General features: G+C 70.2%; 22 protein-coding genes and 2 pseudogenes. 10 read left to right on the top strand and 14 right to left on the bottom strand.

What is annotated here, in order from left to right; translation table 11 throughout:
• Positions 1-80: 80 nt before the first annotated feature.
• Positions 81-293: a hypothetical protein gene (locus DEW08_RS15845; RefSeq protein ID WP_109328710.1), complete on the bottom strand. Its 213-nt coding sequence runs from the start codon at positions 291-293 to the stop codon at positions 81-83.
• 124 nt (positions 294-417) lie between these two features.
• Positions 418-2,148: a patatin-like phospholipase family protein gene (locus tag DEW08_RS15840; protein WP_109328708.1), complete on the bottom strand. Its 1,731-nt coding sequence runs from the start codon at positions 2,146-2,148 to the stop codon at positions 418-420.
• A 329-nt stretch (positions 2,149-2,477) separates the two neighbouring features.
• On the opposite strand from DEW08_RS15840, the gene DEW08_RS15835 reads away from it, so the two are divergent.
• Positions 2,478-2,711, top strand: coding sequence for an SMc00767 family acetate metabolism repressor (locus DEW08_RS15835; RefSeq protein ID WP_109328706.1), 234 nt, complete (start codon positions 2,478-2,480; stop codon positions 2,709-2,711).
• A 198-nt stretch (positions 2,712-2,909) separates the two neighbouring features.
• On the top strand, positions 2,910-3,158 hold the full coding sequence (locus DEW08_RS15830) for a hypothetical protein (RefSeq protein ID WP_109328704.1): 249 nt from the start codon (positions 2,910-2,912) through the stop codon (positions 3,156-3,158).
• A gap of 36 nt (positions 3,159-3,194) precedes the next feature.
• Here DEW08_RS15830 and DEW08_RS15825 read toward each other — a convergent pair whose 3' ends face one another.
• Together DEW08_RS15825 and DEW08_RS15820 are read right to left on the bottom strand one after the other, a co-directional pair.
• Complete coding sequence (locus DEW08_RS15825) at positions 3,195-5,312, bottom strand: hybrid sensor histidine kinase/response regulator (protein WP_109328702.1); 2,118 nt, start codon at positions 5,310-5,312, stop codon at positions 3,195-3,197.
• A 216-nt stretch (positions 5,313-5,528) separates the two neighbouring features.
• Positions 5,529-6,305, bottom strand: coding sequence for a TorD/DmsD family molecular chaperone (locus tag DEW08_RS15820; protein WP_109329907.1), 777 nt, complete (start codon positions 6,303-6,305; stop codon positions 5,529-5,531).
• Positions 6,306-6,572: 267 nt separating this feature from the next.
• Here DEW08_RS15820 and DEW08_RS15815 point away from each other — a divergent pair, with 267 nt between their 5' ends.
• Complete coding sequence (locus tag DEW08_RS15815; RefSeq protein WP_109328700.1) at positions 6,573-6,962, top strand: carboxymuconolactone decarboxylase family protein; 390 nt, start codon at positions 6,573-6,575, stop codon at positions 6,960-6,962.
• Positions 6,963-6,968: 6 nt separating this feature from the next.
• On the opposite strand, the gene DEW08_RS15810 is transcribed toward DEW08_RS15815, so the two are convergent.
• From DEW08_RS15810 to DEW08_RS15795, 4 genes are all read right to left on the bottom strand, one after another.
• The gene (locus tag DEW08_RS15810; protein WP_109328698.1) at positions 6,969-7,436 is read right to left on the bottom strand and encodes a GNAT family N-acetyltransferase; all 468 of its coding nucleotides are present in this window, start codon (positions 7,434-7,436) and stop codon (positions 6,969-6,971) included.
• 14 nt (positions 7,437-7,450) lie between these two features.
• Positions 7,451-7,861: a hypothetical protein gene (locus DEW08_RS15805; RefSeq protein WP_109328696.1), complete on the bottom strand. Its 411-nt coding sequence runs from the start codon at positions 7,859-7,861 to the stop codon at positions 7,451-7,453.
• Between the two features lie 54 nt (positions 7,862-7,915).
• Positions 7,916-8,398, bottom strand: a complete 483-nt coding sequence (locus DEW08_RS15800; protein ID WP_245986314.1) for a hypothetical protein — start codon at positions 8,396-8,398, stop codon at positions 7,916-7,918.
• A 164-nt stretch (positions 8,399-8,562) separates the two neighbouring features.
• The gene (locus tag DEW08_RS15795; protein WP_109328694.1) at positions 8,563-9,075 is read right to left on the bottom strand and encodes a YciE/YciF ferroxidase family protein; all 513 of its coding nucleotides are present in this window, start codon (positions 9,073-9,075) and stop codon (positions 8,563-8,565) included.
• A gap of 247 nt (positions 9,076-9,322) precedes the next feature.
• Between DEW08_RS15795 and DEW08_RS15790 the strand changes: the two genes are divergently transcribed.
• On the top strand, positions 9,323-9,544 hold the full coding sequence (locus DEW08_RS15790) for a DUF6898 family protein (RefSeq protein WP_109328692.1): 222 nt from the start codon (positions 9,323-9,325) through the stop codon (positions 9,542-9,544).
• Positions 9,545-9,845: 301 nt separating this feature from the next.
• Positions 9,846-10,229 (top strand): hypothetical protein, encoded by a 384-nt coding sequence (locus DEW08_RS15785; protein WP_109328690.1) that lies wholly within the window; start codon positions 9,846-9,848, stop codon positions 10,227-10,229.
• Positions 10,230-10,530: 301 nt separating this feature from the next.
• Here the strand turns inward: DEW08_RS15785 and DEW08_RS15780 are convergent.
• Positions 10,531-10,973 (bottom strand): annotated as a pseudogene (locus tag DEW08_RS15780) (Ros/MucR family transcriptional regulator).
• 713 nt (positions 10,974-11,686) lie between these two features.
• Between DEW08_RS15780 and rpiB the strand changes: the two are divergent.
• From rpiB to ribD, 4 genes and pseudogenes are all read left to right on the top strand, one after another.
• A complete protein-coding gene (gene rpiB / locus DEW08_RS15775) occupies positions 11,687-12,124 on the top strand; it encodes a ribose 5-phosphate isomerase B (protein WP_109328688.1) in 438 nt (145 codons plus the stop codon).
• Between the two features lie 89 nt (positions 12,125-12,213).
• On the top strand, positions 12,214-13,521 hold the full coding sequence (glyA, locus tag DEW08_RS15770; protein ID WP_109328686.1) for a serine hydroxymethyltransferase: 1,308 nt from the start codon (positions 12,214-12,216) through the stop codon (positions 13,519-13,521).
• Between the two features lie 55 nt (positions 13,522-13,576).
• Positions 13,577-14,041, top strand: coding sequence for a transcriptional regulator NrdR (gene nrdR / locus DEW08_RS15765; RefSeq protein ID WP_109328684.1), 465 nt, complete (start codon positions 13,577-13,579; stop codon positions 14,039-14,041).
• A 103-nt stretch (positions 14,042-14,144) separates the two neighbouring features.
• Positions 14,145-15,232 (top strand): annotated as a pseudogene (ribD, locus tag DEW08_RS15760) (bifunctional diaminohydroxyphosphoribosylaminopyrimidine deaminase/5-amino-6-(5-phosphoribosylamino)uracil reductase RibD).
• A gap of 21 nt (positions 15,233-15,253) precedes the next feature.
• On the opposite strand, the gene DEW08_RS33200 reads toward ribD, so the two are convergent.
• The 5 genes from DEW08_RS33200 to DEW08_RS32450 form a co-directional block, all read right to left on the bottom strand.
• Complete coding sequence (locus DEW08_RS33200) at positions 15,254-16,153, bottom strand: ABC transporter substrate-binding protein (protein WP_281262041.1); 900 nt, start codon at positions 16,151-16,153, stop codon at positions 15,254-15,256.
• Positions 16,096-16,848, bottom strand: coding sequence for an ABC transporter substrate-binding protein (locus DEW08_RS33195; protein WP_281262040.1), 753 nt, complete (start codon positions 16,846-16,848; stop codon positions 16,096-16,098). The genes DEW08_RS33200 and DEW08_RS33195 overlap by 58 nt, the downstream gene beginning before the upstream one ends.
• A 148-nt stretch (positions 16,849-16,996) precedes the next feature.
• Positions 16,997-17,281: a hypothetical protein gene (locus DEW08_RS15750; RefSeq protein ID WP_109328682.1), complete on the bottom strand. Its 285-nt coding sequence runs from the start codon at positions 17,279-17,281 to the stop codon at positions 16,997-16,999.
• Between the two features lie 137 nt (positions 17,282-17,418).
• The gene (locus DEW08_RS32455) at positions 17,419-17,805 is read right to left on the bottom strand and encodes a S24 family peptidase (protein WP_109328680.1); all 387 of its coding nucleotides are present in this window, start codon (positions 17,803-17,805) and stop codon (positions 17,419-17,421) included.
• Positions 17,802-18,092, bottom strand: a complete 291-nt coding sequence (locus DEW08_RS32450; RefSeq protein WP_109329902.1) for a helix-turn-helix domain-containing protein — start codon at positions 18,090-18,092, stop codon at positions 17,802-17,804. The genes DEW08_RS32455 and DEW08_RS32450 overlap by 4 nt, the downstream gene beginning before the upstream one ends.
• Positions 18,093-18,181: 89 nt before the next feature.
• Here DEW08_RS32450 and DEW08_RS15735 point away from each other — a divergent pair, with 89 nt between their 5' ends.
• Positions 18,182-18,370, top strand: coding sequence for a helix-turn-helix domain-containing protein (locus DEW08_RS15735; RefSeq protein ID WP_109329900.1), 189 nt, complete (start codon positions 18,182-18,184; stop codon positions 18,368-18,370).
• The last annotated feature ends 120 nt before the right edge of the window (positions 18,371-18,490 follow it).

Raw genomic sequence — 18,490 nt, 5'->3', positions numbered from 1 at the left:
CGGACGGAAACGGCGGCTCCGGGCATCGTCCCGGGCCGCCGTGTCCGGCGCGCCGCGCAATCCGGTGCCGCGAGACCCGTTCAGCGGCGGGTGACGGCACCCGGCGCGCAAGGGGCAGCCATGCGGTCGGCCTCGCCGCCCCGGTCGATCTGCGCCATCGTGAAGGTGCGGAAGGCCTCAGGCTGCGTCTGCAGAAGCTCGTCGCGCCGCGCCTGGGCGGAAAGCGTATCGGTATCCAATGCCCGTGCCACAACCTGCCGTAAGGTCAGACACTCTCGGGAGCGGTCGATCATAGGGGGCTGCCTCCGTGTTGTGGCGGATGATGTGGGAACGGGGCGCCGGATCGGGAAGGGGCTGTTCCGCCACCCGGCATCGTCATCCGATACCGTCATCCGGTACTGCCACCGGGTGCTGCCGTCACGCGGCCGGTTCCGACTTGTCCAATGCTCTGGTCACCGCCGCCGTTTCGCGAATCAGGAACGGAACGAAAGAATCAGAGCGGTACGCTACACCCAGATCAAAATCAGCGTCAAGAACGAACACGCCGACCGGCTGCCGCCGTTCCTCGGAGTCCTTGTCCCAGTCGGCCAGCACTTTGAACAGCGGAATGGAGAGGGTCGTCTCGACAAAGTCGGGGACGAGAGCACGTTCGTATTTCGTGGTGAAACGCGCCTTTCTCTCCCGCATATGCTCCTTGATGTTGATCAGCGTCGGGATGCGGATGCGGTAGGCGTCGCCGACGCCGGCGCATCGGCGGTCGACGATCAGCTGGTCGTCGCTGTCGTCGCCGTCCTCGGAATAGCAGGCCCGGACGCACAGGCTGAACCGGCCGTGCGGGACGAAGACGAACAAGCGGATCCTCCGCCTGCGCGCGTCGAATTCCGCGTCGCCCGGCGTGCGGTACAGGCCGTCCAGTTGCCTCTGCACCGCCGGAAGCAGTTCCGCCAGGATGTGGACGATGTTCCTGTGTTTGAGCATCGCGTGCTCGATGTGGATGCCGACCTGCTTCTTTGCCGTCATGACCAGTTCGCGCACGTCGGTGCGGTTCAGCGAGAAGTTCATGGAATCGACGTTCGCCGGCACCTCGATGGGGAAGACGTCGTTCATGAACTGCTCGGACAGGCGCTGGCTTCCGAAGATGCCGGTGTTGACCACCGACTTCGCATAGGCGACGAACGGCTTCGCCTCCGGCTTCCGGCGCGCCGGCTTGTCGGGCTTGTCCGGGATCGTCATCGGCGGGGTGACGCCGTCGGTCAGCGAGAAGGCGAAGACCGGCAGGAAGCGGTCGCCGTCGCCCAGATAGTCGAACTCCCGGCGGGAGGTCAGCTTCTCCTCGCGGAACAGCCAGATGGGCAGGTTGGCCAGCAGGCCGCCGTCGACATACTCCCCGTCGATCAGGCTGCCGTCGCCGCGGCGGATGCGGGTGGGGGCGAAGAAGAACGGGACGGAGATCGAGGCGGCGAGCGCGTCCGCCACCACCACGTCCTCGGTCGCTTCGTCGAAGATCTCCAGCCGCTGCTTCAGGACGTTGGTCGCCGTGATCTTCAGCGGGATGAACTCGTTGTCCGACGCCGGCCGGATGTCGGCGAAGGTGACCAGCTTTGATCCGGGCGGCAGCCCCAGCTTGGCGAGCAGCAGGTCGTTGCAGAACGCCTTGATGATGTCGGTGGTGGCGACGCCGCGCTGGCTCTTCATGTTGCGGCGGAACAGCTTCTCGCTCATCAGCCATCTCGGCCATGCCGGCGGCAGGATCCAGGTCAGGGCGAAGCGCAGCGCCAGCAGGGCGAGCCTTCGGCGGGAGCCGCTTTCCAGCGCCTGCCTGACCTTCACGAAGGCCTTCCACTCGGCAAGCCCGACGAGATCCACCAGTTGCCGGCCGCTGCCCGTGACGATGTTCTTGTCGACCTGCTCATAGTCGAACACCTCCCGCGGCGTGTAGCCGACGGCGATCAGCGCCGCGACCAGCGCGCCGGCCGAGGATCCGGCGACGCCGACGAACTCGACCCCCGACTCGACCGCCGCCGCCCAGGCGCCGAGATGGGCGACGCCCTTGGCGCCGCCGCCCTGGAAAATCCCGTAGGCAGCGGTCGATCCGGCATCCTTGGTCTTCAGGCCGGGCCGCGGCACGTCCAGGGCCGTCTCGTTCATCTGATGCACCGTGCGCGTGGTTGCGTCTTTGGCGGACGGTAGAACAACGGGATGGTCATATCACCTTTTTCGCATGATACGGACGGCCCGTGCAATCGCCGATGCGCATACCCTGTTAGGCAGGCCGCCCCCGCCCCATCCGCCGCGCCCCTCCGCGCCGCCGTTCTCAGCGCCCGTTGCCGCGCCCTTTTCCGCGCCCTTTGCCGCAAGGGGGAACACCGTGGGGAGTTTTCCCGCAGGCGCACACTGTGCTACATCCTTGGGGGCCGGCCCCGCCCGCAACTTGCGGGCCGTGATCGGGGGCCAGGGAACAGGGGAAGGAAAATCGCATGGCGAACAAGTCGGGTTTCCAGGATGCGCCGCCGGATGACCGGTCCGAGCTGTCTCCGGAGCAGGAGAGCGCGATCCGCATCGTCGCCAACAACCTGCACCGCCTGAACGAGTCCGTCGTCAAGGCGGTCGAGGCCGGCATCACCGTGGAACTGATGCGCACCGCGCGCTACCACAACGAATCCGGCAACTGGGGCGACCAGCTCACCCCGGTGATCCGCCCGGGCAAGTAAGCCCCGGCACGGACAGCGCCCTTTTCGCAAGACCCCCGCCCCCGCCAGGGCGGGGGTTTTCGTTTCCGGGCTGTCCCGGCGGCCTATCCCGACGGGCTATCCCGACTCCGGCGGGGCGGCGGGCGGAACCGGCGGGCGGGTCCGGGCGTTGCGGCGGTGTGTCCGTCACCTGCTTCTCCAGCACCGGATCGTTCCGCCATGCAGACCCGCATCCCCCCGACCCGCGGCAAATCCGCCCCCCAGAAGCCTGTCCCCCAGAAGCCTGCCGGCCAGAAATCGACCGGCCAGAAATCGACCGGCCAGACGCCCGAAGCCGAGAAGTCCCTGGAATGGCGCCTGCACTCGCTGGCCGCCCCGACCTTCGACGACCTCACCCGCGGGGTCTTCCTCGGGCTCGTCTGGTGCGTGGCGCTGTGGACGCCGATGTTCCTGTCGGTCCTCTCCTGATCCGGGCGGCGGCCTCGACTCCCGGCTCCCGCCGGGTCAGGCGGCCTCGTGCACCAGCAGGGCGCGGATGCGCATGGCGAGCTGGTCGGGCGTGAAGGGTTTGGCCAGCACCGCCGCGGTGTCGGCCCCCATGGTCGCCAGCGACTCCGGGCTGTAGCCCGACGCCAGCAGCACCGGGATCCGCGGCCAGCGCTCGCGGATGCGGCGGACGAGGTCGATGCCCGACACGCCGTAGGGCATCACCACGTCGGACACCACCATGTCGAAGGTCTGGTCCCGCTCCAGGATCTGCAGCGCCGCCGCGCCGTGCTCGGCCGTCTCGACGGTGAAGCCCTCCTGCTCCAGCCCCTCGACGATCGCCATCAGCACCAGCGCGTTGTCCTCGACCACCAGCACCCGGACGGGCCGCGCCGCCGCCGGGGCGGCGGACGGGGCGGGCGAGGCGGCCGGCAGGGGCTTCGCCGTGGCCGGCAGGGTCAGGGTGACGCGGGTGCCCTGGCCGGGGCTGCTCTCGATCTCCGCGCCGCCGCCCGACTGGCGGGCGAAGCCGTAGACCATCGACAGGCCGAGCCCGGTGCCCTTGTCCAGCGGCTTGGTGGTGAAGAAGGGCTCGAAGGCGCGGGCCAGCACCTCCGGCGGCATGCCGCGGCCGGTGTCCGCCACCGCGATGTCCACCGTGTCCGGCTGCGCGCCCGGCGCGGCGGAGATGCGGATGCGCCCGCCCATCGGCATGGCGTCGCGGGCGTTCAGCACCAGGTTCAGCACGGCCAGCTCGAACTGCACCGGATCGACCTCGACCGCCAGCGGCCCGTCGGCGATCGCCCAGTCCAGCGCGATGTCGGCGCGGATCGAGCGTTCCAGCAGGTCCTCCATCTGGCGCAGGGCGTGGCCGACCTCGATGACGGTGGGGTTGACCGCCTCCTGCCGCGAGAAGGACAGCAGTTGGCGCGTCAGCTTCTCGGCCCGTTCCAGCGCCGCGGCGGCGCCGCCGAGATAGCGCCGGCCCTCCTCGGCCAGATGGCGGGAGAGGAGCTGCAGGTTGCTCTGCGCCGCGGTCAGCAGGTTGTTGAAGTCGTGGGCGACGCCGCCGGTGAGCTGGCCCAGCGCCTCCATCTTCTGCGACTGGCGCAGCGCCTCCTCCAGCACCTCGCGGTTGCGGACCTCCTCGGCCCAGCGGCGCATCGCCGCCGCCTCCGACCGGGTGCGGGCCAGCGCCAGCCAGGCGATCAGCGCCAGGGCGAGCGTCGCCGGCAGGGCGCCCGCGGCATAGACGGCGACGTTGCGCATCCAGATGGCGCGCACCTCGCGCATCGGGATGGCGTAGACGACATAGACCGGATAGCCGTCGACCTTCTTGTAGCCGAAATAGCGCTCCACCCCGTCGCCCTGGCCGTAGGCGCGGTAGACGCCTTCCGGCGACTGCGCCGCATAGTGCAGCAGGCCGCGGTCCGGGCGCAGCACCAGCGTGCGCTCGGGCGGCAGGATCGGATAGCGGATCAGCAGCGAGCCGTCGGCGCGGAAGATGCTGACCACCTCGTTGCGCTCGTCCAGAACCCGCTGGTAGAAGGAGGCGAAATAGTCGGGGTCGACCGTCGCCACGATCAGCCCGTCGAACCTGCCGTCGGGCGTGCTGCGCCGGCGGCTGATCGTGAAGGTCTGGCGGCCGGTGATGTTGCTGCGCACCCCCTCGCTGACCAGCAGGCCGCGGTCGGCCGCCGCCTGGTCGCGGAAATAGGCGCGGTCGGCGATCGAGTGGTTGCCCACCGGGAAGGTCCGGCTCGCCCCCATCACCCGGCCGTCCGGCGCCACCAGCCCGATGGCGCCGACCTGCTCCAGCTCCCGCTCCAGCCCCTTGAGGAACAGGTGCAGCTCGTAGGAGCCGGCGACCTCCTCCCAGCTCATGCCGCGGCTGCGCTCGTCAACCCGGTCCATCACCTGCTTCAGCGTGTCGAACACCTTCGTCATGTGTTCGTGCAGGATCTGCGCGGTCTTGGCGGTGTTGCGCCCGGTCTCCCGCTTGACCTCCTCATAGTCGTGCCAGGCGATGGCGCCGAACAGCAGCAGGGGCACCAGCACGGAGGCCGCCAGCAGCAGCCGCAGCAGCCGCAGCGATCCCGTCTTGCCGCCCGGCGCCTCGAAGGTCCGCCCCGCCATCACCGTCCGCCACCCACCGTTTGCCGCCGATCGCCTGATGCCGATCGCCTGATGCCGATCTCCTGCCGCCGATCGCCCGGCGAGGTCCGCACCGACCCGTCCGGCGCCGCCCCCCGGCCGCCCGGTCGATGCCTAGCTATGGCGGGATTACCGGGGCCGGGCAACTCAGCCTTTCCGGTAAGTCATGGTCCTTTGGTGCCTGACGCTCTCCGGGGATCACCGGGGCGGCTCGGCCTCGCAGCAGCAGGCCCGCGGCCGGCGGCCGTCCGACCAGCGGCGGCGGCGGTGGTCGGGGTCGGGGGTCTCGGCCGGGCGGGGCTGCCCGCAGGACTCGCCGAGCCAGTCGCGCAGATGGTCGATCCAGGCGCTGGTCAGGATCGCCACCCCGGCATAGAACGGCTCGCGGCAGCGCGTCGCCACCCGGCCGCAGAAGGCCGGGACCCAGGACAGCACATGCTCGTCCAGGAAGCGCACGGCCGCCCGGGCGTCCTGCCGGTCGAGCAGCGTGGCGAGCAGGCGGAGCTCCGACACCAGATGGTCGGGGGCGGGGCCGCCGGCCGGATCGTCGGCCGGACCGGCGGCCGGACCTCCAGCCGTCAGACCGGCCGCCTCATGCCAGCGCAGCAGGCCGGGCAGGGGGTCGCCCGGCACCCAGGACCGCTCCTGCGGGCAGGTCCGGTAGAGGTCCTGCCGGTGGATCGCGTCGAAGTCGGCGATCATCCCGGCCAGCGAGTCGCGGTCGATCGGGTCGGGCAGGTCGCCCAGCACCTCGTCCACCAGGGCCATGGCCTGCAGCGCGTCGTCGCGGTCGGGCGTCACGGCGAACAGCTCGCGCAGCGGGGCGGCGCGCAGCCGGCCGAGCAGGGCGGGATCGGGCGCGCGCTCGTGCAGGGCGATCAGCCGGTGCAGGTCGCCGGCCGCCATCGGCAGGGCGGCGGCACCCGGATCCGGGGCGGCCGGCCCGGACTTCAGGGCGGACTCGTCACGATTCATCGTCGCGCCGTCCACGGTCTTCCTCCCCGGTGACCCGGCCGCACCCGGTGGCCGGCCCCTGTCCCTCCCGTTCCGGTCCCCTGGCGAACGGCCCGGGGCCTGTCGGTCCCGTGTCGCGGCGGAGGGATCCGGCACGGAGTTGAGTCCAACCTGATACAACAACCGTAAAGATTGGGTCAACTGCAAGGCTTGGGAAAAGGGGGTTCATCCTACTTTGGATAGAGATAGACTGGCACCCCTCATCCCCAGGCCGAAGGACGGACCGCCATGCCGCTCTCCCCGATCCAACATGCCGACGCCAGCCCGGCGGTGCGCGCCGTCTACGACGACATCAAGGCGACCCGCGCGGTGCCGGACGTCAACAATTTCTGGAAGATGATCGCCCACGACCCGGCGACCCTGAAGCGCACCTGGGAGAGCCTGAAGGAGGTGATGGCCCCCGGCGCGCTCGATCCCCTGGTCAAGGAGATGATCTTCGTCGCGGTCAGCGCCACCAACGGCTGCAGCTACTGCGTCCGCTCGCACGAGGCGGCGGCCCGGCGCGCCGGCATGACCGACGCCATGTTCGGCGAGCTGATGGCGGTGGTCGGCATGGCGAACGAGACCAACCGCCTCGTCTTCGGCTATCAGGTCGAGCTGGACGAGGCGCTGAAGTAGCCGCCGCTACCGGCGCAGCCGCATGTCGACCCAGCGGCGCAGCCGCATGTCGATATGCGGGATGCCGACGTCGTCATAGACCTCGCTGATGCGCTGGAAGCCGAAGCCGCCGTAGAAGCGCTCCAGGTAGAGCTGCGCGCCGATCACCACGTCGCGGCCGGGCCAGTGCTCCGCCAGCACGGCCAGCGCCTCGGCGACCAGCGCGCGGCCGAGGCCGGTGCGGCGCTGCTCCGGCAGGACGGCCAGCCGGCCGAAGGCGACGGCTCCGTCCTCCCCGGGGCCGAGGCAGCGGGCGACGCCCAGCATCCGCCCCGCCTCGTCGGCGGCGATCAGGTGGATCGCCTCCGGGTCGCGCCCGTCGAGGTCGGGGTAGGGCGAGGCCTGCTCCACCACCAGCACGGCGTTGCGCAGCCACAGCAGGTCGTGCAGCTCGCGGCTCGTCAGCGCGGCGAAGGGCGCGCGGCGGATCGGCATGGGGTCTTGCTCCGTCAGGGCACGGCGTTGCGGATCATGTACTCGGCGATGTCCTTGGGCTTGACCTTGATCTCGGTCAGCGGCTCGTCCGACGCCATCGCCCTGGCGACCAGCAGGCTGTTCTGCACGTTGGCGAGCGAGATGCGGTAGACCCCCGCCGCCCCCTTCAGCCGCGGATAATAGGCGGGGTCGACCGCCTTCTCCCTGCGGCCCAGCCGGGCGAGCGCGTCCTCCTCGCTCAGCCCCTCCACCTCCTGGCTGTGCAGGATCTTCCAGTCGGTCTCGCCGGCCCAGCCGGCCTCGGCCGCCGCCCTGGCGGCCTCCTTGTCGGCGGCGACGCCCAGCTTGAAGGTGTGTTTGCCGAGCCCGACATCCGACGCCCATTTCGTCAGGGCGGCGCTGCGCGCCACATAGACCACGGCCATGCTCGTTCCGTCTCCGTCGCGGGGGAAGGCGGCCAGTGTAGCGGCGCCGCGCCGTTACGGGAACGAGCTTTGGCGGGCCAGCGGGCTGATCAGGATGCGGGTCACCACGTCCTTGCCGAACATGCCGACGCAGGCCTCGTCGATCTTGCGCCGCAGGGCGGGCAGGTTGTTGATGTTGCCGCGGACGATCCAGCCTTCCTGGATGCCGGCGTAGATGATGGTCAGGATGGCGTCGTGCAGCCGCGGGATGCTCACCTGCACGTCGCCCAGCCGGGTGGCGTTGCCGACCTCCAGGCTGACCTCGATCTGGGTGTATTTCTCGATCCGCCCCTGCTGGTTGATCACCGGCACCATCAGCGGCTTGATGCGCACCGTCGGCGGCAGGGCCGGCGGCGCCCCCTCCTCGGCGAAGGCCGGGGCGATGGCGGGGCCGGGGAGAAGCGCCGGCACGGCACCGGCGAGGAGCAGGGCGGCGAGGAGCCGGGCGGGGAACCGGGCGGGAAACCGGCAGGCGGTCGGGCGGATTGGGCCGCGCATGGCGGAGGACCATGAAGGACGGGAAGGATGCCGCACTATGTCGGATCCGCCGCCGCGCGTCCAATCGCGAAGCCCGCCGTCCACGGGGCGGCGGGCGTGCGAAAAGAGCGCACCGCCCGGCCCCGGATCAGCACGGGGGGGCGGACGATGCGCGCCGGCGGCGCTTACGCCGCCTTCTGGCCGCTGGCCTGGATGGCCTTCTTGTTGACGTCGCCGATGGCGAGCTGGTTCAGCTTCTGGTCGGTGTCCTTCTCCTCGTTCAGCGTCTCCTCCAGCAGCTTCGCCACCTTGTCGAGGCCGCAGGCGGTGGCATAGGCGTGCAGCGTGCCGTAGCTGGCGATCTCGTAATGCTCCACCTTCTGGGCGGCGGCGATCAGGGCGGCGTCCTGGACCTCCGGGGCCAGCCCCATCTCCAGGATCTCGCGGGCCTCGTTGATCAGCCCTTCCATCGCGTCGCAGTGCTTGCCGCGGCTGCGGGTGTCCAGCTCGTCGAACACCTGCTCCAGCCGCTCGATCTGGCCCTTGGTCTGCTCCACATGCATCTCGAAGGCCTGGCGGAGCTGGTCGGACCGGGCGGCCTTGGCGAGCTTCGGCAGGGCCTTCGCGATCTGCTTCTCGGCATGGTAGATGTCGCGCAGCTCCTCGATGAGGAGATCCTGCATCGTCTTGGCGGCCATGGTGGTGCTCCCTGGGATCTGAATGGTCGGTTCGCGCGATGCCGTTGACGTCCGGTGCCATCGTCATCGCGCCCCGACCAACAGGATGCCGCCGCCGCGGTTCCGGTACCGGGCGCCCCCGGCCGGGTGTCAGGCGAGGTATGTATTTCGCCCCTGCGGGGCGGGTATGTATTTCGCCCCTGCGGGGCGGGCCTGTACTTCGCGCCTGCGGAACGGAGATGCGGGAGAGAGTCTGGAGGAACGGGATATGTCCAGTGCGAAGGGCGGCGACGAGGTGCTGTTCGAGTTCCACCGCGTCGGCGCCTACATGAAGGTGGTCGCCATCGACCCGAAGACGGGGGTGGAGGTCTCGGTCGCCGGCCCGGCGTCGGGCAGCCTGGAGCTGCTGAAGCGCACCGCCATCAACAAGCTGCGCTTCGTGCAGACGCGCGACTCCCGGACGCCGGGCGGCAAGGGGCCGGCCCGCTGACAGCCGCCCGCCGACTCCCGTGCCGCCGGTCCGCAAAGAAGACGCGCCCGGCGGGGGGAACCCGCGGGCGCGTTTGCAAGTCTTGGCTTCTGCTGATGGTGAGCACTGACATCCCGGACCGGCCCTGCCCAGCCGGTCGTAGGGCGAACTGCTCGGATCGGACTCTAGACCTATGAGGCATCAAGAGCACTGGCGCAGCGGGTGTAACGCTTGTAGAAACCTGCTCCACACAAGAAGGAGCCGGGTCCGGACGGCAGTCGCCGCCCGGCGGCCGGAGCCGGTCTGGAAGGAGTGGGTGACGATGATGCGCCGTTCTGCTTTCGCTTGTCCTGCCGCCGCGCTGGCGGCGATCGGTCTGTCGGCCATGCTGTGCCTGACCGGTTCTCCGGCGCTGGCGGCCGGTCCCGGCGTGTCCTCCGGCCACGGGGCGGTCGCCCTGTCGCCCGTCCAGGCCCAGTCCTACAGCTGCATGAAGCCCGGCGTGCCGGTGTGCATGGAGGACAACGCCACCTTCGTCAGCGCCGACCGCATGACGGTCTGCCAGTCCGAGGTGAAGGAGTATGTCGACCGCACCATGGCCTATCTGAAGTGCCTGAACGACGAGAACATCTCGACCGGCCGCGAGCTGACGCGCAACGTCGACCGCTTCAACTGCCGTCTCGCCGGGCAGCGCGCCTGCAACTGACCGGCGCGGCGCGGTCCGGATCCGCAAGCCCCGCAACTTATGCGGGGCTCAATTGCGTCGGGCGCAAGCCGGCGCTGCTCCGCCGGCGGGGGCGCAAGGCCGGCCGGCGGTGACCGGCGGCACCCGATCAGGGAAAGGCCCAATCCTCGGGCCGAATCGGCCGGTCCGGCGGCGAGGCGGCGGGCACGGCCTCCAGTTACCGCGGCGCTGCCCGAAATAACGGTCACAAAAAGCAACAGGCCGGCCCCAGCGGACCGGCCCGTCAACTTTGGACAGCCTGCGCGACGCCCGACGGCCGTCTTCAGCCGGCCTTGCGGCGGGTCTGGCGGCCGGAGCTGCGGCCCAGGCCGATTCGCTTGGCGAATTCCGAACGCTGCGCCGCATAGTTCGGCGCGACCATCGGGTAATCGGGGGAAGACCCCAACGGGCCCGATACTCGTCCGGGGACATGTTGTAAGTCGAGCGAAGGTGCCGCTTCAGCATCTTCAGCTTCTTACCGTCCTCCAGGCACACGATGTATTCGGGGGTCACCGACTTGCGGATGGGAACCGCCGGTTTCAGAGGCTCAGCCGGGGTCTCGCGAGGCTGACCGTTCAGTCCGGTAAGGGACGAATAAACGGTGTTGATCACCTCGGGGATTTGCTGGGCGGGAAGAACGTTCTTGCTGACATACGCCGATACGATGTCGGCCGTCATCCGCAGCAGCGCGTTGTCGGGTACATCGGCGCGAAGCTGGTCACTCATTGCCTAGTGTCCTGGTTTTCATTTGCCCGTAGCAACCAAGTTGCATACCGTGATTTGGGTGTCAATATAAATTCCGCAAGGCTCAAATCAGTTGCTTTTGGCGGAGAGAAACGAAAAGGCTTCCGCAAATCAGCAATCGCTCAAAATGTCGCGTCCGCCGGGGCTGGATGAGGGCTTTTTGCGTCGTCTAGTGGGGCGCAGTTGTAATTCGACGGGGGACTTGGGCACGGCAATTGGCCGAGTCGCGCTGCCTATAACGAACCGGTTACCGTACTACCTTTCGTCGGGGACAACGCCAGGGAGAAGCAGTGCGCGCCCACTCGCCACTGCCCATCCGCCGCCGGGTGCCGGGGGCTGCCGCGGCGCCGCGGTCTTCGCGCGACGCGCTTCTGCTCCCCGCCGGACGCGCCGCTTGCCATTGTGTCGTTCTGGCGATCCATCGCGACATCTGGTAGCTTCCCTGCCCGTGACGCAGCGCCGGTGCACAAGGGATGGGCAGCGGTTCCGGCCGGCCGGGACGCCGCTCCCGGACCGGGGGTGCCGGCATCCCGCCGGGCGCGCGCCATGCAGGTCCGTCGTGCAGGTCCGTCGTGCAGGCCCGTCGCGTCGGTCCGGTGCGCCGTCCGGCCGCCGGGTCTTCGGCCGGCGGCCGTGCCTTTCATGGGGCTGCTTTTCCCAGTCCTGTTCTTTCGTCGTACGGAGTTCTCGAAGTCATGACCGTCCGCACCATCGCCCTTGCCTCCGATCACGCGGGGGTGGAGCTGAAGGCCCAGCTCGCCGCCTGGCTCAAGGGCGCCGGCCACGAGGTTCTCGACCTCGGCACCGATGGCCCGGCCTCCGTCGACTATCCGGATTTCGCCGCGGCCATGGCCGCCGCCATCACCGGCGGCCGGGCGGAGCGGGGCGTGCTGATCTGCGGCTCGGGCATCGGCATCAGCATCGCCGCCAACCGCCATGCCGGCATCCGCGCCGCCCTGGTGCATGACGTGACGACCGCGCGGCTCGCCCGCGAACACAACGACGCCAACGTGCTGGCGCTCGGGGCCCGCATCATCGGGCCGGAGATCGCGAAGGATTGTGTGGACACGTTCCTGAAGACCGCCTTCGAGGGCGGCGAGCGGCACAGCCGCCGCGTCGCCAAGATGGGCTGACCGCCGTCTTCCCCCCTCGGGACCGTGCCTTCGGGGCCGGGCCTCCGGACCGTGTTTTAGTGACCTCTGCTGAAAAGGAACCGCCCGCCATGACCGCCACCGCAGCCCCCCGCGCCGAAATCGGCCGCTTCTTCGCCGCCTCCCTTGCGGAGACCGACCCTGAACTGGCCCGCGCGGTCCGCGACGAGCTGGTCCGCCAGCAGGAGCAGATCGAGCTGATCGCCTCCGAGAACATCGTCTCCCAGGCGGTGCTGGAGGCGCAGGGCTCGGTCCTCACCAACAAGTATGCCGAGGGTTATCCGGGCCGCCGCTACTATGGCGGCTGCGAGTATGTCGACGTCGCCGAGACGCTGGCGATCGAGCGGGCCTGCAAGCTGTTCGACTGCGCCTTCGCCAACGTGCAGCCCAACTCGGGCAGCCAGGCCAACCAGGCGGTGCTGCTCGGCCTGCTGCAGCCGGGCGACTGCGTGCTCGGCATGTCGCTGGCGGCCGGCGGCCACCTGACCCACGGCGCCGCCCCGAACCTGTCGGGCAAGTGGTTCAAGGCCGTGCAGTACGGCGTGCGCAAGGACGACCACCTGATCGACTTCGACCAGGTCGCCGCGCTGGCCCGCGAGCACAAGCCGAAGCTGATCATCGCCGGCGGCTCCGCCTATCCGCGCGTCATCGACTACCAGCGCTTCCGCGACATCGCGGACGAGGTGGGCGCGCTGTTCATGGTGGACGTCGCCCACTATGCGGGCCTGATCGCCGGCGGCGTCTATCCGAACCCGTTCCCGCTGGCCGACATCGTCACCACCACCACCCACAAGACGCTGCGCGGCCCGCGCGGCGGCATGGTGCTGACCAACAGCGAGGAGATCGCCAAGAAGATCAACTCGGCGGTCTTCCCCGGCCTGCAGGGCGGCCCGCTGATGCACGTCATCGCCGCCAAGGCGGTCGCCTTCGCCGAGGCGCTGCGGCCGGAGTTCAAGGTCTACGCCCAGTCGGTGCTGGACAACGCCCGCACGCTGGCCAAGGTGCTGATCGCCGGCGGTCTCGACATCGTGTCGGGCGGCACCGACAGCCACATCGTGCTGGTCGACCTGCGTCCGAAGAACCTGACCGGCAAGGCGGCGGAAGCCAGCCTGGAGCATGCCGGCATGACCTGCAACAAGAACGGCGTGCCGTTCGACCCGCAGAAGCCGACCATCACCTCGGGCGTGCGCCTCGGCAGCCCGGCGGCGACCACCCGCGGCTTCGGCACGGCGGAGTTCGAGCAGGTCGGCCGCATGATCGTCGAGACGCTGGACGGCCTGGCCGCCAGCAACTCCGGCGACAACAGCGCGGTGGAGGCCTCGGTTCGCGAACGGGTCCGGGCGCTGTGCCGCCAGTTCCCGATCTATCCGACCCTGTGATCAGGCCGACCCTGTGATCAGCCCGGCCCTGTAATGAGATAGGGGAAAAAGGCCAATGCGCTGCCCGTTCTGCGGACACGAGGACACCCAGGTCAAGGACTCGCGGCCGACCGAAGACAACTCGGCGATCCGCCGCCGGCGGTTCTGCCCGAGTTGCAGCGCGCGCTTCACCACCTTCGAGCGGGTCCAGCTCCGCGAGCTGACGGTGGTGAAGAGCGGCGGGCAGCGCGAGCCGTTCGACCGGGACAAGCTGCTGCGCTCCATGCGCATCGCGCTGCGCAAGCGCCCGATCGATGCCGACCGCATCGACCGGGTGGTGAACAGCCTGGTGCGCCAGCTCGAATCCTCGGGCGAGAGCGAGATCCCGTCCAAGCAGATCGGCGAGATGATCATGGCGGCCCTGCAGACGCTGGATCAGGTCGCCTACATCCGCTACGCCTCGGTCTACAAGGACTTCCGCGAAGCCTCCGACTTCAACGAGTTCGTGGAGCAGCTCCAGCCCGAGGCCCAGGGCGACTGAGCGGCGGGCCGGCGGTGCGCCGCTCCGGTCCGACGTCCCGGTTGAAGCGTTCAAAAGGGCAGGACCACTGAGCGAGCCTCCCATGCCCGACGATCTCCGCCACATGCGCGCCGCCCTGGCGCTCGCCTCCCGCGGGCTCGGCACCACCTGGCCGAACCCGGCGGTCGGCTGCGTCATCGTCCGCGACGGCGTCGTGGTCGGCCGCGGCTGGACCCAGCCCGGCGGCCGTCCCCATGCCGAGACGGAGGCGCTGGCCCGGGCCGGCTCCGCCGCCCGCGGCGCCACCGCCTATGTGACGCTCGAACCCTGCAACCACTATGGCAGGACGCCCCCCTGCGCCCTGGCGCTGGTCGAGGCCGGGGTGGCGCGCGTCGTCGTCGCCTGCCAGGACCCCGATCCGCGGGTGGCCGGCGGCGGTCTCGCCCGGCTGCGCGACGCCGGCATCGCCGTCGACACCGGCGTCTGCGAGGCGGAGGCCTGGGCGCTCAACGAGGGCTTCTTCCTGCGCATCCAGCAGCACCGGCCGCTCTACACGCTGAAGCTGGCGACCACGCTGGACGGCCGGCTCGCCACCCATGCCGGCCATTCGCAGTGGATCACCGGGCCGGTGGCCCGCTCCTGGGGCCACGGGCTGCGGGCCAGCCACGACGCCATCATGGTCGGCATCCGCACCGCGCTGGCCGACGATCCGGAGCTGACCTGCCGCCTGCCGGGGCTGGCGCACCGCTCGCCCGTGCGCATCGTGGTGGACAGCCGGCTGCGCCTGCCGCTGACCGGCAAGCTGGCGCGCACCGCCCGCAGCGTTCCCACCTGGGTCGTCACCCGCGAGGATGCCGACCATGCCCGCCGCGCCGTCTTCGCCGATTGCGGGGTGGAGGTCATCCCGGTGCCCCCGACTCCGCCGGCCTTCCCGACCTCCAGGCGGCCGGCGCGGCGCTGGCCGAACGCGGCCTGACCCGCGTGCTGGTGGAAGGCGGGGCGCGGCTCGCCGGCTCGCTGCTGCGCGCCGATCTGGTCGACCGGCTGGAGTGGTTCCGCGCCGCCGGCATCATCGGCGGCGACGGGCTGCCGGCGGTGGCGGCCTATGGCGTCGATACGCTGGACCGCATGGCGCGCTTCCGCCGCGTCGCCGTGCGCGCGGCCGGCGGCGACCTCGCCGAGAGCTACAGCCGCGCCGTCAGCGACGCCTGAGCCCCCGGCGGCGCCGTCCTCCTAATCGCCGAGCCCCACGGTGGAGAGCCGGTGGAAGGCGGAGCCGTCCGACAGGTAGCCGGTGACCTTGCGCGACATCACCATGTGCTGGGTCGGGTAGGCGACGGGGATCCAGGGCGCGCGCTCGTGGACCAGGGCCTGCGCCCGGCGGTAGAGGGCGGTGCGCTCCGCCAGGTCGGTGCTGCGCTTGGCGGCGGTGACGAGGCCGTCATACTCGCGGTCGCACCATTTCGCGAGGTTGATGCCGCCCGGACGCGCCGCCTCGCAGCCCAGCAGAAGCCCGAGGAAATTGTCGGGATCGCCGTTGTCGCTGAGCCAGCCGAGCGTCGCCATGGAATGCTCGCCCGCCTGGACCCGCTTCAGATACTCGCCCCACTCGTAGGTGACGATGCGCAGCGTCACGCCGATCCTGGCGAGGTCGGCCTGGACCATCTCCGCCATGCGGCGGGCGTTGGGGTTGTAGGGGCGCTGCACCGGCATCGCCCACAGGTCGGTCGCGAAGCCGTTCGGGTAGCCGGCCTCGGCCAGCAGCCGCTTCGCCGCCTCCGGGTCGTGGGGATAGCCGGCGATCGCCGCGTCGTGCGACCACATCAGCGGCGGCAGCGCCGCCCCGGCCGGGGTGCCGGCGCCGTTGTAGACGACGCGGACGATGGCCTCCTTGTCGATCGCCATGTTCATGGCGCGGCGCACCCGCAAATCGTCGAACGGCTTCTTCGTCGTGTTCATGGCGATGAAGCCGATGCCCATGCCGGTCAGGTCCATCACGCGCAGCTTCGGGTCCTGCCGCAGGGACTCGACGTCGGCCGGCACCGGATAGGCCATCAGGTGGCATTCGCCGGCCTTCACCTTGGCCTGGCGCACCGCGGCGTCCGGCGTGATGGCGAAGACCAGGGCGTCCATCGGCGGCTTGCCCTGCCAGCCCTCGGGAAGGCCTTGTAGCGGACGGCGATGTCCTTCTGATAGCCGACGAAGCGGTACGGCCCGGTGCCGACCGGGACGCGGTCGATCTGCTCCGGCGTTCCCTTGGCCAGCAGCAGATCGGCATATTCCTTGGAATGGATGGAGCCCGTCGGCATGGCGAGGTCGGCGAGGAAGGGCGCCTCGACCCGCTTCAGCGTCATGGCGACGGTGTGGTCGTCGAGCTTGGTGATCGACTGCAGCAGGTCCGGCAGGCCGGTGTCCTTGAAGATGTCGTACGCGGCGCCGGAGACCCGGTGATAGGGGTGCTCCGGCTTCCACATCCGCTCGAACGAGAACAGCACGTCGTCGGCGGTCATCTCGCGCGTCGGCGTGAAGCCGGCCGTGCCGTGCCACCGCACGCCGCGGCGCAGGTGGAAGGTGTAGGTCAGCCCGTCCGGCGAGATCGTCCAGGAGTCGGCCAGCGCCGGCACGATCCGCGTCCCGCCCGGCTCGAAGGCCACCAGCGTGTCGAAGACCGGCAGCCCGGTGTCGATCGAGGTGGTGGCGGTGCCGATGGCCGGGTTGAAGCTGTCCGGGCTGCCTTCGGAACAGTAGATCAGCGTTCCGGCGGCCAGGGCCGGGGAGGTGAGCAGCAGGCCGGCGGTCAGGCCGGCCAGCAGGAGGGCGCGCGACATGGTGGAACAGGCTCCGCGACGTTGACGGCAGGATGCCGCAAGCAGTGGGCGAGCGCGGCACCCTGCCCTGAGTTGCGGCATCCGGTCAATGTCATGCCACGGGACGCTTGACGGTTGTCATCGCGGCGGTTGCCGTCGCGCGGGCCGGTCAGCACAGCCGCCGCCGCGGCAGCCCGTTCACCAGGTCGCTGCGCACCGTGAAGTGGGCGAGGCTGCGCCCCTCGGCGTCCGGCGCGCTGGCGACGCGTTCCACCGTCACCGTCACGTCCCAGCCCTGGCGGCGCCAGGCGGCGCGGATGCGGCGGGCCAGCTCCGCCGCGCCCTGCTCGGTGAAGGAATCGACCCGGTGGCTGGCCGGGCCGGGATGGAAGCGGGGGCAGCCCTGCCGCGCGCCCCGCGGGATGGCCTGATGCGCCTGATGCACCTGATGCATGGGGAGAGCCTCCTTGCCGTTCGGCCCGGTGACCGACCGGGCGCGGGGGACGCCGGCGTCGCGTCCCTGCGGCAAGGAATAATCCGTTATGGACTAATCTGGCGAGGCAATCCCGATACCGTATCGGTATATGCCCGTCAGGGCTCCTGCAACCCCACGACGGTATGCAGGGTGTCGATCTCCGTCTCCGGCACCAGGAACTCGCGGTCGGCCGGCTGATACTCCCGCAGCCACACCCCCTCGGGCACCCGGCGGACGAACTCCTTCACCAGCACCGCCCGCGTGCGCTTGACCAGCACGACCCCCGATCCGCCGGCCGGCGGCTTGTGCGGGTTGACGTGGAGGAGCTGGGCCGGGCGGAAGCGCGGCATCATCGACTCGCCGACGACGTACATGGCGTAGGGGTCGCGGGCGTTCTTCAGATAGTCGGGCTTGGCGATCCAGTCGATCGGCCCGTCCTCCAGGAACATCTCCTGGTCCACGCCGCCGCGCGCCGCCGCGCGCACCGGCATCTGGGCCGTCATCCGCAGCGCCAGGGGGAGGGGGCCGGCACCAGCCGCGGCGACGGCGGCAGGCCGGCCCGCGGGGCGGCGGCGAGGGGGCCGGCCACGGGCGCCGCCGCCGGCTCCAGCCCCAGCAGAACGGCCGGCTCGACGCCCAGCGGGGCGGCCAGCTTGACCGCCCAGTCGACGGTCATCTTCCGCTGGCCGGTCTCCAGCTTGTTGATCTGGGGCTGCGAGGTGCCCGCCAGCTCGGCCAGCTTCTCCTGGCTCAGCCCGGCGGCCTGCCGCAATGCGCGCAAGGTTGACATGGCGGCGATCATACCAATCCACCAGGAAAATCCAAAGCGGAATGAAACTGTTCTTGATATGTTCCGCATGGCCGCACTACCATCGCGGCATGACGCTCGACGACTGGCTCATCACCACCCGCACCAAGGAAGAGGCCTTCGCCGCCCTCATCGGGGTCAGCCAGGCTTCGGTCAACCGCTACCGCCACGGCCTGCGCATCCCGCGCCCGGCGGTGCTGGCCCGCATCCGTGCCGCGACCGGCGGGGCCGTCACCGCCGCCGACTTCCTCGGGGCGTGAGGGGCTGCACCCTTTGGCTGAACAGGATCGCCCGGGCCACAGCTTTTTTTAACGGGACTTAATCGCCCTGTGTCCCACTGACACTGCAACCTTTCCGTACAGGGGCGTCGTCATACTCCC

The sequence above is a fragment of the Azospirillum thermophilum genome (assembly GCF_003130795.1).
Lineage (GTDB): Bacteria > Pseudomonadota > Alphaproteobacteria > Azospirillales > Azospirillaceae > Azospirillum > Azospirillum thermophilum.
Note: the sequence above shows the minus strand (reverse complement) of the source record. Positions and strands in the feature narration are given on the sequence as shown.

Bases quoted from the DNA above. Each gene is read 5' to 3' on its own strand.
- DEW08_RS15820 (WP_109329907.1), bottom strand. From the start codon at position 6,305: ATGAATCGTGACGAGTCCGCCCTGAAGTCCGGGCCGGCCGCCCCGGAT.
- DEW08_RS15735 (WP_109329900.1), top strand. From the start codon at position 18,182: ATGACGCTCGACGACTGGCTCATCACCACCCGCACCAAGGAAGAGGCC.
- DEW08_RS15810 (WP_109328698.1), bottom strand. From the start codon at position 7,436: ATGCCGATCCGCCGCGCGCCCTTCGCCGCGCTGACGAGCCGCGAGCTG.
- DEW08_RS15795 (WP_109328694.1), bottom strand. From the start codon at position 9,075: ATGGCCGCCAAGACGATGCAGGATCTCCTCATCGAGGAGCTGCGCGAC.
- DEW08_RS32450 (WP_109329902.1), bottom strand. From the start codon at position 18,092: ATGTCAACCTTGCGCGCATTGCGGCAGGCCGCCGGGCTGAGCCAGGAG.
- DEW08_RS33195 (WP_281262040.1), bottom strand. From the start codon at position 16,848: ATGTCGCGCGCCCTCCTGCTGGCCGGCCTGACCGCCGGCCTGCTGCTC.
- DEW08_RS33200 (WP_281262041.1), bottom strand. From the start codon at position 16,153: ATGGACGCCCTGGTCTTCGCCATCACGCCGGACGCCGCGGTGCGCCAG.
- DEW08_RS15825 (WP_109328702.1), bottom strand. From the start codon at position 5,312: ATGGCGGGGCGGACCTTCGAGGCGCCGGGCGGCAAGACGGGATCGCTG.
- DEW08_RS15800 (WP_245986314.1), bottom strand. From the start codon at position 8,398: ATGCGCGGCCCAATCCGCCCGACCGCCTGCCGGTTTCCCGCCCGGTTC.
- DEW08_RS15845 (WP_109328710.1), bottom strand. From the start codon at position 293: ATGATCGACCGCTCCCGAGAGTGTCTGACCTTACGGCAGGTTGTGGCA.
- DEW08_RS15805 (WP_109328696.1), bottom strand. From the start codon at position 7,861: ATGGCCGTGGTCTATGTGGCGCGCAGCGCCGCCCTGACGAAATGGGCG.
- DEW08_RS15790 (WP_109328692.1), top strand. From the start codon at position 9,323: ATGTCCAGTGCGAAGGGCGGCGACGAGGTGCTGTTCGAGTTCCACCGC.
- DEW08_RS15835 (WP_109328706.1), top strand. From the start codon at position 2,478: ATGGCGAACAAGTCGGGTTTCCAGGATGCGCCGCCGGATGACCGGTCC.
- DEW08_RS15750 (WP_109328682.1), bottom strand. From the start codon at position 17,281: ATGCATCAGGTGCATCAGGCGCATCAGGCCATCCCGCGGGGCGCGCGG.
- DEW08_RS15840 (WP_109328708.1), bottom strand. From the start codon at position 2,148: ATGAACGAGACGGCCCTGGACGTGCCGCGGCCCGGCCTGAAGACCAAG.
- nrdR (WP_109328684.1), top strand. From the start codon at position 13,577: ATGCGCTGCCCGTTCTGCGGACACGAGGACACCCAGGTCAAGGACTCG.
- DEW08_RS15815 (WP_109328700.1), top strand. From the start codon at position 6,573: ATGCCGCTCTCCCCGATCCAACATGCCGACGCCAGCCCGGCGGTGCGC.
- DEW08_RS32455 (WP_109328680.1), bottom strand. From the start codon at position 17,805: ATGACGGCCCAGATGCCGGTGCGCGCGGCGGCGCGCGGCGGCGTGGAC.
- DEW08_RS15785 (WP_109328690.1), top strand. From the start codon at position 9,846: ATGATGCGCCGTTCTGCTTTCGCTTGTCCTGCCGCCGCGCTGGCGGCG.
- DEW08_RS15830 (WP_109328704.1), top strand. From the start codon at position 2,910: ATGCAGACCCGCATCCCCCCGACCCGCGGCAAATCCGCCCCCCAGAAG.
- rpiB (WP_109328688.1), top strand. From the start codon at position 11,687: ATGACCGTCCGCACCATCGCCCTTGCCTCCGATCACGCGGGGGTGGAG.
- glyA (WP_109328686.1), top strand. From the start codon at position 12,214: ATGACCGCCACCGCAGCCCCCCGCGCCGAAATCGGCCGCTTCTTCGCC.